Origin of the sequence: Arthrobacter sp. YAF34, from assembly GCF_052113245.1 — a bacterium.
Lineage (GTDB): Bacteria > Actinomycetota > Actinomycetes > Actinomycetales > Micrococcaceae > Arthrobacter.
On the sequence record NZ_JBFRCV010000008.1, the window covers coordinates 99,472 to 112,213 of the forward strand.

Here is a 12,742-nt window from a genome sequence, read left to right on the forward strand (position 1 = left end):
TTGCCGCGCCGGTCAGCCGGGGAAGGACGGGTCGATGGGGCCCTTGAGCCGCGGCGACCAGCCGTTACCAAGCCTCTGGAAGATCCCCTCCGCGGACTGGCCGTAAATCTCCGCCGCCCCGTTGCCCGCGCTCAGTGCGGTCAGCCCGGGCCACGGCGCCAGTTGCTGCGGCTGCGCCGAGGTCAGTGATAACAGCTCGGGGGTGACCGAGTCGCTGGCGGAGGACTTCATGACGGCGACGGTGGTGTCATCCACCCAGACCCCCTGGTCCGGATTCCGGGGCGTCAGGAGCGTCATGGGGGCGGTGAGGTCCCGCGGGGTGCCGTCCGTGTTCCGGATGATCCCGGTGATCTGGACCTTACTCTTGCCGTTCTGCTCGGAAATAACGAGGGCACGCGTACCGTCCCGGGAGATCCGGAACTCCTTGACGGTCCGGCCGGCAAGCCAGCCCGGCGTGAGGGTCACCGTGGGCACGCTGGCGCCCGCCGGCATGCCCACCGGCCGGTAAGCCACCACCTCGGTGGCGCCGGCAGCACCCGGTCCGGCGGTCCAGACCCAGTCGTAACGGCCGAATGATGGCCTGGAGAGGCTCGCCCGGGTGGTCAGCGCCCTGGCGGCCTGGCCCGGAACAATCGAGTACAACGTGGTACCGGCGGCATTGAGGAACGCCACCGTCTGTGATTCGGTTGATTCCGCCGGCTCCCGCGGTGACAGCGCGGACACGGACCGGATGTCCGGCAGCGGCGACAGCCGGTTGTTCTCGTACCGGACCAGGTCATTGTTGCTGACGGCAATTTGGTAGGCGGGAACGTTTTTGTCGCGGACCGGGGGCAGCACGGCGCCGTTGTCCTCGACGCGCACCAGGTCCTGGTTGGCCCGGAGCTCGACATTGATGACATCCGGCTGGCTGCGGAACGTCAGGGCCAGCTGCGTCTGCATCCGCAGCCGGTCCTCGTTGGACGCCTCCACCAGATCCTTGGCCGTCAGGTCCACCTGGGCGGCGCCGGAGACCACGGGGACGGACTCGCGGGCCAGCTTGATGCCCGAGGGGAAGGCGCTGACCACGGCGCCCTTGAGGTAAGGGGCCGGCCCGCCCAACAGGGCACTCGTCATGGCCTTGACGGTCTTCTTCCGGATGAACCAGCGGACATCGGGCACCGCGTACGTGAATGTCGGGTCGTAGAAGTAGATCGGGTAGGCGCCGTAGATGACCTTGAAGGTCTCTTCCGGGATGGCCGTGCCGTCCGGGAGATCGGAGATGCGCCACTCGCCGTCCACCTGGGTCACCGTGACGGGGATGTTCTCGGTGGTGCCCTCGGGAAGTTGCGTGGCCACGCCGTCGGCGTCTACCGAATAGGCGAGGTCGAGCTGGTAGTTGAAGACGTTTGCATTGGCGGTGGCCACCACTGTGGCCTTCCGGAAGACGAGCGCCCGCTGGTCCGGCTTCCACGTCACCGACGACGCCTGGGTGAGGTACTGCCGGGCGACGGCGTAGTCGTCCTCATACCCGCTTCCGGCCAGGTAGAAGTCTTCGATCACTGCCTCCGGCCCCGCACCGGGACGCGGCGCGGCCGGGAAGAACACCGGCGCGTTGGGGTTGCCCGCGCTCTCGTCCGTGCTCTTGCCCACCGGCCCCGAACGCGGGATCTGGGCGCACGAGGTCAACAGGAGCAGGACGACAGCCAGGAGCGCGGCCCCGGCCCGGGTCAACTTGCCGGAAATACCGCTCATGCCTTGCCTTCCGTCCCGGTGTCCCGCCGCGCCGCCGGCTCACCGACGGAGGCGCTGCCGCCGTCGGCGCTAAAGTCGCGGGTAAACCCGTCAGCGGGGAAACTCTCAGCAGTGGTCCGGCCGTCCAGGGCGTCGGAAGGTCCCGGCGCCGCAGCGGCGGGCGCACCGGCAGCCGGCGGCGGGTCCACCAGCACGACGGTCCGTTGGTTGCTTGCCGCCGGGAGCCCGACGTTGACCGGTTCGAGCTGCAGCGGAGACTTGGTGATCGGTTCGTCCCGGCGCAGCGGGAGGGTGAGCCGGAAGTTTGAGCCGTTGCCCTTGCTCCCCCAGGCCTGCAGCCAGCCGTTGTGCAGCTTGGAGTCTTCCGCGGCGATCGACAGCCCGAGCCCGCTGCCGCCGGTGGTGCGGGCGCGGGCGGGATCGGCGCGCCAGAAACGGTCGAAGACCCGCGCCGCCTCGGCCGGCGTCATGCCGATGCCGTGGTCCCGTACGGCCACGGCCACCGCGGTGTCGTTGGCGGCCACGGAGATGTTCACCGGGCGGCCTTCGCCGTGTTCGAGCGCGTTCAGGACCAGGTTGCGCAAGATGCGGTCGATCCTGCGGTCGTCCATATCAACGATGATGCTGCCGGCCGGGGCGTTGAGGGTGACGGCCGAGCCGTATTCGGCGGCGACGGGCGCCACTCCCTCCATGACGTGCGAGACGAGCTGGACGATGTCCGTGGGTTCGGCGTCGAGGGTGGCCGCTCCTGCGTCAAAGCGGGAGATTTCCAGCAGGTCCGCCAGGAGCGACTGGAACCGTTCCACCTGGTTGTAGAGCAGCTCGGCGGAACGTTTGTTCATGGGGTCGAAATCCTCGCGGCTGTCGTAGAGGACCTCCGCGGCCATGCGCACCGTGGTCAGCGGCGTGCGGAGTTCGTGGGACACGTCGGACACGAACCGCTGCTGCATCTGCGAGAGCGTGGCCAGTTTGGTGATTTGTTCCTGCAGGCTTGCAGCCATGTGGTTGAACGAGGCGCCGAGGCGGGCGACCTCGTCCTCGCCCTTGACCACCATGCGCTCCTGCAGTTGGCCGGCGGCGAGCTTTTCGGACACGACGGCGGCGTGGCTGACCGGGCTGACGACGTTGCGCGTGACGTACCAGGCGACGCCGCCGATCATGAGGACCAGCAGGGCCCCGCCCGCCAGCAGGACGTTCTGGATCTCATCCAGCGTCTTCTGCGCCGTGTTCAGGTCATAGATGAGGTAGAGCTCGTAGACGGTGCCGTTGAAGGTCACCTTGTTGCCGACGGCGATGCCGGGCCGGTCCTCGGTCCCCACCGGGAACTGCGTGGACGCCCAGTACTGGTCCTTGCCCGAGTCCTGCACGGCCTTGCGCAGGTCCGGGGGGATGACGCCGATGGTGAGTTGGTCGGAGGCCCGGGATTCGACCCAACGGTTGCGCGGTTTGGTCTGCTCCGGCATCGCTTCGAAGACGTAGCGCCGCTGGATGACCGACCCGCGGCCTTCGACGGCGTTCAGGGTGTCGTACACCAGGGTGATGACGCTGGACTGGTCCGTGACCTGGGCGCCGTCGAACGTGTCCTGGACCTGCTTGACGTTGTAGCGCGTCTCCGATTCGGCCTGCGCGAGCCGTTCCTGGAACAGGTTGTTGGCGATCTGGTTGGACAGGTAGGCGCCCACAACCGCGAACGAACCGATGGCGAGCAGGAGCGTGGTGAGCACGGTCCGGAATTGCAGCGAACGCCGCCATTTCCGCTGCACGGCTCGGAGCAGGTAGCGAATGCCGGGCACGAGGCGCCGCGCCCCGGTGCGGACCAGCCGCGCGACCCGGACACCGACGATCCTGGCGCGTTTGGCCCACAGCCGGGTCCGGAATGCGAGTCGGAGCCAGGGTCCGCGCCCGCCGGCGGGCGCGTGCGGCGCGGCGGGCTGCGGTGCGGGCGGCTGGGGCTCGGGGGGTGCATCAAGAACGACACCGGGCGCCGCGTCGGCGGCCGTGTCGGCCGCCGAGTCAGTGGCTGGGTCCTGCGGGACGCTGCGGTCCGCCGGCTTAGGAACCTGCTTTATAGCCCACACCACGTACCGTCAATACAACTTCGGGGGCTTCCGGATCCCGTTCGATCTTGGACCTCAGCCGCTGGACATGGACATTGACCAGCCGGGTGTCGGCGGCGTGCCGGTAGCCCCAGACCTGTTCGAGGAGCAGTTCGCGCGTGAACACCTGCCACGGCTTGCGGGCCAGGGCGACGAGGAGGTCGAATTCGAGCGGCGTCAGGGAGATCCGGTCGTTGCCGCGGCTGACCAGATGGCCGGCGACGTCGATCGTGACGTCGGCGATCCGCAGGGTTTCCGGGGGCTTCTGGTCGCCCGGGCGCAACCGTGCCCGGACCCTTGCCACGAGCTCGGCGGGCTTGAACGGCTTGGGCACGTAGTCATCGGCGCCTGACTCGAGGCCGCGGACCACGTCCGAGGTATCGGCCTTGGCCGTCAGCATCACGATCGGGACGTCAGACTCGGCACGGACCTGGCGGCAGACCTCAATGCCGTCCATGCCCGGAAGCATGAGGTCGAGCAGGACGAGGTCCGGCTTCGAGGACCGGAACACGTCCAGCGCCTTTCCGCCGTCGGCGCAGAAGACGGCCTCGAAGCCGTCGTTGCGCAGCACAATACCGATCATCTCGGCCAGCGCCTCGTCATCATCCACTACCAGAATGCGTGCCTTCATAGTTATATATTCCCCCATTGAATTGGCTTTGTCGTATCGGGCGGCCCAGCGGCATGGCGCAAGCGGGCCCGCCGTCGCCCTCGGAGACTCCCGGTACACGGGACGCTGTGACAATTGCCGCGTTGTCCTGCATGCTGTGGACAGGCCCCGTGAACGGCCCGGACCGCAGGAGGAACCCGTGAACACCCCCATCTACGAGCGCGCCCTCGGCAGCGACTTTTCCCGACTCCAGCCGCAGCTTCAAGAATACTTCGCCCTGGCACCGGGATCCGGCCACTATGGCGTCGGCGAGGGGGTGTTCGAGGTGGTCGGCTGCCGTCAGGCCTGGCTACGTCCCCTGCTGCGGCTCAGCGCGGGCGAGCAGGCCTTCTTCCCCGAGTACGGCGAGGGCATAGGCTTCCGGATCGAGAACCACGCCCATGTGGACCCCTTCGGCAGGTCAAGTCTGACGGCCCGACGCGAGATCTTCTTCCCGGGAACCACCCGGCTGTTCCAGGACACGACGAGCTTCGATGACTCCGGACGCAGTCCTGGGCTGGTGGATTATGTCGGCCGGCTCCGGCGTCTCGTCACCGACCTCAACCTCAGCGTCACCGCGGAGGGCCGGCTCCGGGGCGTGTCCGAGGCGTCCCGGCTGTTCCTGGGCCCGCTCCGGATCCCGCTGCCGGCGGCCCTCGACGCCAAAGCCTATGCCGAGCAGTGGTGGGAGCCGCAGGACGGCGGCCGGCACCGGATCCAGGTCAAGGTGATCCAGCCCCAGCTCGGCCTGGTCCTGGTCTACGCCGGCCATTTCGACTACCGGCTCGAGTCCTACCCCGGCGGGATGGCCGCGCCGGGCTACCTGCCCGGGTACGCCCGGCCGGACGGCTGGGAAAGCAGGGTCTGACAGGCAGCACGGGGATGCAGCATTCCCTGCATCCCCGGCGGCCCCTGCGCTAGCCGAGGGCGAGCTGGTTGAGCCCGTCGGCCACCTGGGTCAGCCGGGTGAGGACCGCCGTCGCCGCCGCGGGCGAGTGCCGCGCCAGCCCCTCCGACGGAGTGACCCGGAGCGCCCCCAGCGTCGACGCCGGAAGCCCCAGCTGCCGCCACGGCCGCCACACGCATTCCACGACGTCGCCCACCCTGGGGAGCGCCGCGGAGGGAACGGCCGCGTCCAGCGCGCCGGCCCAGAGCCGCTTGCCGTCCTCCACCGCGCCCGCGAGCTGCTCCCACTGGCGCGAGGTCAGCGCCCGGAGCGGCACGGCGATGCCGTCGGCCCCGGCGGCGAGAATCCGCTCGAACGGCGCCTCGACCTCGGAGACGGCCACCACGGTTTCGACGGCGCCCGCGGCGCGGAGCGCGTCGATGACCAGCCGCCAGGACTCGGTGACTTCCTGTCCCGGCACAGAGCGCAGGGTCCGGTAACCGCTCGAGGTGGGAATGGTGCCGGCCAGCACGGAGGCAATCTCCGGCTCGTCGATCTGGACCACGATCCGGGCACTCGGGGCGGCCGCCGCCACCCGTTTGAGATAGCCGTCCACGCCCGCTGCCAGCGAAGCGGCGATGTCCCGGCGGGCGCCGTAGTCGATCAGGGCCCGTTCCCCGTTGTGGAGGTGCAGGCCGGCGGCGAGGCTGAGCGGTCCGCGCAGCTGGATCTTGATGTCGTCAGCGGGTGTTTCCTCGGCGCCGATCACGTCAGCCAGGATGTTGATGTCGGTGGAGAGTGCCGATTTGGCCCGCTGCAGGTCCTTGCCGGGACGGTCCACGAGCCTCCAGCCATGCGGCTGGACGTCGACGGCGAGTTCGACGAGCAGGGACGCCGTTCGGCCCAGGGCATCGGAGCCGACGCCGCGGTCAGGAAGCTCGGCAAGGAACGGCAGGTGCGGGCTGCCGAGTTCACCGCGGATGATGCGGGCGGCCTCGGCCGGATCCTCGCCGGGCCACTGGCCGAGGCCCGTCGCGGTGACCTGGCCGGGAACGGGTACAGCTGATCCGGCCATGCTAGGCGTCAACGTCGCGGGCGGCGTCCGCCGAGCCGGAGGCCTGGACGGCGGCTTGATGGTCCTCGGCGATGGCCTCGTGGTGCCGGATAACCTCGCCGATGATGAAGTTCAGGAATTTCTCCGCGAAGGCCGGGTCCAGGTGGGCCTCGGCGGCAAGGCGACGGAGCCGGGCGATCTGCGCCGTTTCACGGCCGGGATCTCCCGCGGGAAGGTTGTGCGCGGCTTTGAGGAAGCCGACCTTTTGGGTGGCCTTGAAACGTTCAGCGAGGAGGAAGACCAGGGTGGCATCGATGTTGTCGATGCTCGAGCGGATCGACAACAGTTCTGCCATCACCGCGGGATCCACGGAACCGGCCAAGGAGCTTGCTGCCGGGTCGTAGGAATCGGTCTCAGGAAGATGGAGGTTCTGCTCGGTCATTGACCCAGTCTAGGGGCACCGCGGCCAATGCCTCCTGCTGTTAAGCACCGTTGCAGGCGCCGGGCCGCTCACTCACCGCCGGCCCCACCAGACGGACATGCCCACCGTTCGCGGCGAACGGTGGGCATGTCCAGTGGCAGTGTCCGTGGCCTCTAACCGTGGAGCACGGCCCGGAACGCCTCGCGGCGCCTGGCTTGCTCGTCGGGATCCGGTACGGGCAGCGACGCGATGAGTTTCTTCGTGTAGTCGTGCTGCGGGTTGCCCATGACCTGGTTGCCGAGCCCCTGCTCCACCATCTTGCCCTTGTAGAGCACCCCGACCCAGTGGGAGAGCATGTCCACCACGGCGAGGTCGTGGCTGATGAACAGGGCGGCGAAGCCGAATTCCTTCTGGATCTCCTTGAACAGTTCCAGCACCACCGCCTGCACCGACACGTCAAGGGCCGACGTCGGCTCATCGGCGATGAGCAGCTTCGGGTTCAGGATCAGGGCCCGCGCGAGGGAGGCACGCTGGCGCTGGCCGCCGGAGAGTTCGTGCGGGAACCGGTCAGCGTAGGACGCCGGGAGCTGCACCGATTCGAGCAGCTCGCCGACCCGCTTGCGCGCCTCCGCCGGCGACGGGTTGGAGTGAATGATCAGCGGTTCCACCACACAGTCGCCGATGGTGAGCTGCGGGTTGAACGAGGCCGCCGGGTCCTGGAACACGAAGCCGATCTCCTTGCGGAGCGGTTTGAAGGTGCGCTCCTTGAAGTTCAGCATTTCGTAGCCCAGCACCTTGAGGCTGCCGCCCGTTGTGCGGTTGAGGCCCGCGATCGCCCGGCCGATGGTGGTCTTGCCGGAGCCCGACTCCCCCACGAGGCCGAAAACTTCGCCTTCGGACACGGTGAAGCTGACGCCGTCGACCGCCTTGAAGGCCGGGGTTCCCAGCCTCCCCGGGTATTCGATCGTCAGGTTCTTCGCCTCGACCAGCACCTTCCCGCCCTGGTGGGCGCGTTCCGTCATGCCGGCGGATGCGGAGTTGCGGCCCAGGTGCGGGACGGCGGCCAGGAGCTTCTTGGTGTAGTCCTGCTTGGGCTCGGCGAACAGGACCCGTGCGGATGCCTCTTCCACGACGTCGCCCTGATACATGACCACCACGCGGTCGGCGAGGTCGGCGACGACGCCCATGTTGTGGGTGATCAGCACGATCGATGTCCCGTACAGGTCCCGGAGATCGCGCAACAGTTCCAGGATCTCCGCCTGAACGGTAACGTCCAGGGCGGTCGTCGGCTCGTCGGCGACGATGAGCCCGGGATTCAGTGCCAGCGCGGCGGCAATGACCACGCGCTGCTTCTGGCCGCCCGAGAACTGGTGCGGGTAGTAATTGACCCGCGTTTCCGGATCCGGGATGCCCACCTTGCGGAGGGCATCGATGGCGCGGGTCTTGGCCTCCTTGGCGGAGATCTTGTGGCCGCTTTCGATGTCGGCATGCGCCCGGATGCCCTCGGCGATCTGCCAGCCCACGGTGTAGACCGGGTTGAGGGCGGTGGAGGGTTCCTGGAACACCATGGCGACGTCACGGCCGCGGATCTGCCGCAGTTTGGCCGCGCTGACGCTGATGACGTTGTTGCCGTTGATCAGGACGGCCCCCTGGCTGGTAGCCGTTTCCGGCAGCAGTCCCAGGATGGTCTTGGCCGTCACGGTCTTGCCGGATCCCGATTCGCCGACGATGGCGACAACCTCACCGGGGTTGACTTCGAGGCTGACGTCCTTCACTGCGAAGACGTCGCCGCCGTCGGTAGCGAACGTCACCTTGAGGTGGTCGATATCCAGGACGGGGCCGGAACCGGTGGCGTGCTGGTCTGAAACGGAGCGGATGTTGGTGGTCATGAACTGCTCGATTCTGCTTCAGGGGCCTGGCCGCCGGCGGTGGAAACGGGGCCGGCGGTGGGGGCGGGGCCGGTAGCCTTCTTGCTGCCGGCTTTCTTGCGGCCCCTGAGCCGTGGATCGTTAAGATCGTTCATGCTCTCACCGACCAGGGTCAGCCCAAGTACTGTCAGGACAATCGCCATGCCGGGGTAGACACCCGTCCACCAGATGCCCGACGACGCGTCGGCGATGGCCTTGTTGAGGTCGTAGCCCCATTCGGCCGCGGAGGACGGTTCGATGCCGAACCCCAGGAAGCCGAGCCCGGCGAGGGTCAGGATCGCCTCGGAGGCATTCAGCGTGAAGATCAGCGGCAGCGTGCGGGTCGCGTTCTTGAAGATGTGGCGGCCCATGATGCGGATGCTGGAGGCACCCACCACCTTGGCAGATTCAACGTACGGCTCTGCCTTCAGCCGGATGGTCTCGGCACGGATGACGCGGAAGTACTGCGGGACGAACACCACGGAGATGGAGACGGAGCAGGCAACGATGCCGCCCCAGAAGCTGGACTGGCCGTGGTTGATGACGATGGACATCACGATGGCCAGCAGGAGCGACGGGAAAGCGTAGATCGCGTCGGCGATCACCACCAGCGTCCGGTCCAGCCAGCCGCCAAAGTAGCCGCTGAGCAGGCCAAGCGCGACGCCAAGGAAGATCGACATCACGACGGCGACGATGATCACCACGAACGCCGTCTGGGCGCCCCAGATCACACGGGAAAAGACGTCGTAGCCGCTCACCGTGGTGCCCCAAATGTGGGCAGGGCTGGGCGGCTGCTGCGCGGGGAAGGTCCCGGACGCATCGCTGAGCTGGGCAAAGCCGTAAGGGGCGATGACCGGCGCGAACGCCGCCGTCAGCAGGAAGAGGACAGCCAGCACCAGGCCGGTGACGAGCATGCCGCGCTGCAGCCCGACGCTCGTCCGGAAGTGCGAGATGACCGGCAGCCGGTAGATGAGGGGCTGCTTGCGCGCGCTTACTGTGGTTGCATTCATGGCTAGTACCTCACTCGCGGGTCGATCAGGGCTGCGACGACGTCGACGATGAAGTTCGTGATGGCAACAATGACTGCCAGCAGAACGACGATGCCCTGGACTGCGACGAAGTCGCGGGAGTTCAGGTATTGCACCAGCTGATAGCCGAGGCCCTTCCACTCAAAGGTGGACTCCGTCAGGACGGCCCCGCCCAGCAGGAGGGCAATCTGGAGCCCCATGACCGTGATGATCGGGATGAGGGCGGGCTTGTAGGCATGCTTGGTCACAAGCCGGAAATTACTGACGCCGCGGGACCGGCCGGCCTCCACGTAATCCTTGCCCAGCGTGCCGATGACGTTGGTGCGGACCAGCCGGAGGAAGACCCCTGCCGTCAGCAGACCCAAGGTGACCGCGGGGAGGATCGAGTGCGCCCCGATGTCGCCGAGCGCAGCCATGTTGCCGCTGCGCAGCGCATCGAGCCAATAGATCCCGGTCGGCGCGGCCAGGCTTCCCATGGCCAGTTCGGTCCTCGTGGAGGCCCTTCCCGCCACAGGCAGCCAGCCCAGCCAGACGGAGAAGGTCAGCTTCATCAGCAGGCCGGCGAAGAACACCGGGGTGGCGTAGCAGAGGATCGCGAAGAACCTCAGGACGGCGTCGGGCGCCTTGTCGCGCTTGTAGGCGGCGATGAGGCCGAGCGGGATGCCGACCAGCAGCGCCACGATGAGGGCATTGATGGCCAATTCAAGGGTTGCCGCGCCGAAGGTTGCGAGCATTTCAACAACGGGTCGGCGGTCGGTGATGGTGGTGCCGAAGTTGCCGGTCGCCACCTGCCCAATGTATTCAAGGTACTGGATCAAGATCGGGCGGTCGTAGCCGGCGTCGTGGATGCGCTGTGCGAGCGCCTCCGGGGGAAGCCTGCCGCCCTGGGCGGCGGTGATGGGGTCGCCGATGACCCGCATCAGGAAGAAGACCAGGGTCACCAGGATGAAAATGGTCGGAATGATCAGGAAGAACCGGACCAGGATGTAGGTCCCCAAGCCCCCGCCCGAGGATTTTTTCTTCGACGGAAGGAGTCCGTCGGCGTCGCTTGGCGGCGCCTCTATCAGTGTTGTCATTGGTACCTAAAGTTGTGCTTTCGCGGCCATGGGCCGGCCCCGTGAACTGCAAGGTGCGGCACTGACCAGCAAAGGCGGGGCGCCTCGAGGGCGCCCCGCCTCGCAGGCTGGTCAGAACCGCACAGGTGCAGCCTTACTTGGAAACAGTTCCCAAACGGAACTTGAAGGAGGCATCGAGGGTGCTATCGACACCCTTGACACCGGTGCCGGAAATGGCAACCTGCGCGCCCTGGAGCAACGGAAGCGTGGAGATGTCCTTCGCGAGGGCATTCTGGGCATCCTTGATCGTGGACTCGCGCTGAGTCTTGTCGACGGTGGTGAGCTGCTTGTTGATCAGCTCGTTGACCTTCGGGTTGTTGTAGTGGTTCTTCAGGAAGCCGCCCTCCGGGAAGAACGGCGTCAGGTAGTTGTCCGCGTCGCTGAAGTCCGGGAACCAGCCAAACTGGAACAGCGGGTATTCGTCAGCGCGGCTGGCCTTGCTGTAGGTGACCCACTCGGTGGACTGCAGGTTGACCTTGAACAGGCCTGACTTCTCCAGCTGGTCCTTGATCATGGCGTACTCGTCGCCGGAGGACTTGCCGTAGTGGTCCGGGTTGTACTGCAGGTTCAACGACACGGGGGACGTCACGCCGGCGTCGGTCAGGACCTTTTTGGCCTTGTCCAGGCTGGGCTTGCCGGCGTCGCCGTAAGCGTCCTTGAACGATTCGTTGGCTCCGAGGAAGCCGCTGGGAACGTTGGAGTACAGGGGCAGGTAGGTGCCCTTGTAGACCTGGTCCGCGATGGCCTGGCGGTCAACGAGGTTGGCGATGGCCTGGCGCACGGCCAGCGCCTTGGCCGGGTTGGCGTCCGCGGCCTTGGCACCGAACGGCATGGTGTCGAAGTTGAACGTGATGTAGCGGATTTCGCCGCCGGGGCCCACGTTGACCTTGACCTTGGAGTCCTTCTTCAGGTCATCGATGTCCGTGGCGCTCAGGCTCCGGTTCGCGACGTCGATGTTGCCCTGCTGGACATCCAGCTTCATGTTGGTGGGGTCCGCGTAGTACTTGATCGTGGCGGCATCGTTGGCCGGCTTGCCAAGGACTCCCTTGTAGTCCGGGAACGCCTTGAAGCTGATCAGCTCGTTCTTCTTGTACGTGTCGATCGTGTACTGGCCATAGAAGGCCTTGGCCTTGACGATCGAGTCATCATCAAGCAGCTTGTCGGCCGGGAAGACTTCATCGTCCACGATCGGCGCGGCAGGGCTGCTGAGGATCTGCGCGAAGGTCTGGTCATTGGCCAGCTTCAGTTTGAAGACCACGGTGTTGGCATCGGGCGCCGTGACGCCTGCCACGTTGGCCAGCAGGCTTGCGGGGCCGGCGGGATCATTGATCTTGATCTGCCGGTCGAAGGAGAACTTGACGTCCTTGGAGTCCAGTGTGTGCCCGTTGGCCCACTTCAGTCCGGGCTTGAGCTTGACCGTGTACTCGGTCGGGGAGGTGAAGGATGCAGACTCGGCCAGGTCCGGAACGGGATCGGCGCTGCCAGGCTTCGAGTTAAGCAGGAAGGAATAAACCTGGTTCATCACCATGAATGAACCGTTGTCGTACGAGCCCGCCGGATCCAACGCAGTGACCTTGTCCGTAGTGCCGTAGGCGATTGGACCGGTCGCGGCGGCTGATGACCCGCCACTGCCGCCGGACGGCCCCGTGCAGGCCGTCAGTGCAAAGGCGGAAACCCCGGCCAGCGCGATGACGCCCTGCCAGGCCTTTTTGTTCATTGCCATCTGTGAACTTTCTGTTCGATGCGTTCTAGCGCAGCCCGAAGTGAAACGAGTGACCCGACGGGCGGCACGCTTTGCTGATTCCTAGATTCAACCAGACAATCATTCGGTGAAACGTTGCATTTTGTGAGTTGA

At 66.7% G+C, this 12,742-nt stretch carries 10 protein-coding genes; 1 reads left to right on the forward strand and 9 read right to left on the reverse strand.

Features of this window, described 5'->3' with window-relative positions; all coding sequences use genetic code 11:
- Positions 1-12 precede the first annotated feature (12 nt).
- The 3 genes from AB4Y72_RS11545 to mtrA are packed head-to-tail and all read right to left on the reverse strand — an operon-like array spanning position 13 to position 4,458.
- The gene (locus AB4Y72_RS11545; RefSeq protein WP_441426300.1) at positions 13-1,731 is read right to left on the reverse strand and encodes an LpqB family beta-propeller domain-containing protein; all 1,719 of its coding nucleotides are present in this window, start codon (positions 1,729-1,731) and stop codon (positions 13-15) included.
- Positions 1,728-3,812 carry an MtrAB system histidine kinase MtrB gene (mtrB, locus tag AB4Y72_RS11550; protein ID WP_441426301.1) on the reverse strand — a complete coding sequence of 695 codons (2,085 nt, stop codon included), beginning with the start codon at positions 3,810-3,812 and terminating at the stop codon, positions 1,728-1,730. The genes AB4Y72_RS11545 and mtrB overlap by 4 nt, the downstream gene beginning before the upstream one ends.
- Positions 3,784-4,458 (reverse strand): MtrAB system response regulator MtrA, encoded by a 675-nt coding sequence (gene mtrA / locus AB4Y72_RS11555; RefSeq protein ID WP_441426302.1) that lies wholly within the window; start codon positions 4,456-4,458, stop codon positions 3,784-3,786. The genes mtrB and mtrA overlap by 29 nt, the downstream gene beginning before the upstream one ends.
- Before the next feature lie 178 nt (positions 4,459-4,636).
- Between mtrA and AB4Y72_RS11560 the strand changes: the two genes are divergently transcribed.
- Complete coding sequence (locus AB4Y72_RS11560; protein ID WP_441426303.1) at positions 4,637-5,344, forward strand: DUF4166 domain-containing protein; 708 nt, start codon at positions 4,637-4,639, stop codon at positions 5,342-5,344.
- Positions 5,345-5,393: 49 nt separating this feature from the next.
- Here the strand turns inward: AB4Y72_RS11560 and AB4Y72_RS11565 are convergent, their stop codons facing one another.
- The 6 genes from AB4Y72_RS11565 to AB4Y72_RS11590 all read right to left on the reverse strand — a co-directional run bounded on the left by AB4Y72_RS11565 (position 5,394) and on the right by AB4Y72_RS11590 (position 12,610).
- The gene (locus AB4Y72_RS11565) at positions 5,394-6,437 is read right to left on the reverse strand and encodes a hypothetical protein (RefSeq protein ID WP_441426304.1); all 1,044 of its coding nucleotides are present in this window, start codon (positions 6,435-6,437) and stop codon (positions 5,394-5,396) included.
- 1 nt (position 6,438) lies between these two features.
- Positions 6,439-6,858, reverse strand: coding sequence for a chorismate mutase (locus tag AB4Y72_RS11570; protein ID WP_441426305.1), 420 nt, complete (start codon positions 6,856-6,858; stop codon positions 6,439-6,441).
- Positions 6,859-7,010: 152 nt separating this feature from the next.
- Complete coding sequence (locus tag AB4Y72_RS11575) at positions 7,011-8,726, reverse strand: dipeptide ABC transporter ATP-binding protein (protein ID WP_441426306.1); 1,716 nt, start codon at positions 8,724-8,726, stop codon at positions 7,011-7,013.
- Complete coding sequence (locus AB4Y72_RS11580) at positions 8,723-9,754, reverse strand: ABC transporter permease (protein ID WP_441426307.1); 1,032 nt, start codon at positions 9,752-9,754, stop codon at positions 8,723-8,725. Before AB4Y72_RS11580 ends, AB4Y72_RS11575 begins: the two co-directional genes overlap by 4 nt.
- A gap of 2 nt (positions 9,755-9,756) precedes the next feature.
- Positions 9,757-10,848 carry an ABC transporter permease gene (locus AB4Y72_RS11585; protein WP_441426308.1) on the reverse strand — a complete coding sequence of 364 codons (1,092 nt, stop codon included), beginning with the start codon at positions 10,846-10,848 and terminating at the stop codon, positions 9,757-9,759.
- A gap of 133 nt (positions 10,849-10,981) precedes the next feature.
- Complete coding sequence (locus AB4Y72_RS11590) at positions 10,982-12,610, reverse strand: ABC transporter substrate-binding protein (RefSeq protein WP_441426309.1); 1,629 nt, start codon at positions 12,608-12,610, stop codon at positions 10,982-10,984.
- Positions 12,611-12,742: the final 132 nt, after the last annotated feature.

What these genes read in the sequence shown, in the direction of transcription:
- AB4Y72_RS11580 (WP_441426307.1), bottom strand. Translation starts at nt 9,754, where the DNA reads ATGAATGCAACCACAGTAAGCGCGCGCAAGCAGCCCCTCATCTACCGG.
- AB4Y72_RS11590 (WP_441426309.1), bottom strand. Translation starts at nt 12,610, where the DNA reads ATGGCAATGAACAAAAAGGCCTGGCAGGGCGTCATCGCGCTGGCCGGG.
- AB4Y72_RS11575 (WP_441426306.1), bottom strand. Translation starts at nt 8,726, where the DNA reads ATGACCACCAACATCCGCTCCGTTTCAGACCAGCACGCCACCGGTTCC.
- AB4Y72_RS11585 (WP_441426308.1), bottom strand. Translation starts at nt 10,848, where the DNA reads ATGACAACACTGATAGAGGCGCCGCCAAGCGACGCCGACGGACTCCTT.
- mtrA (WP_441426302.1), bottom strand. Translation starts at nt 4,458, where the DNA reads ATGAAGGCACGCATTCTGGTAGTGGATGATGACGAGGCGCTGGCCGAG.
- AB4Y72_RS11545 (WP_441426300.1), bottom strand. Translation starts at nt 1,731, where the DNA reads ATGAGCGGTATTTCCGGCAAGTTGACCCGGGCCGGGGCCGCGCTCCTG.
- AB4Y72_RS11565 (WP_441426304.1), bottom strand. Translation starts at nt 6,437, where the DNA reads ATGGCCGGATCAGCTGTACCCGTTCCCGGCCAGGTCACCGCGACGGGC.
- AB4Y72_RS11570 (WP_441426305.1), bottom strand. Translation starts at nt 6,858, where the DNA reads ATGACCGAGCAGAACCTCCATCTTCCTGAGACCGATTCCTACGACCCG.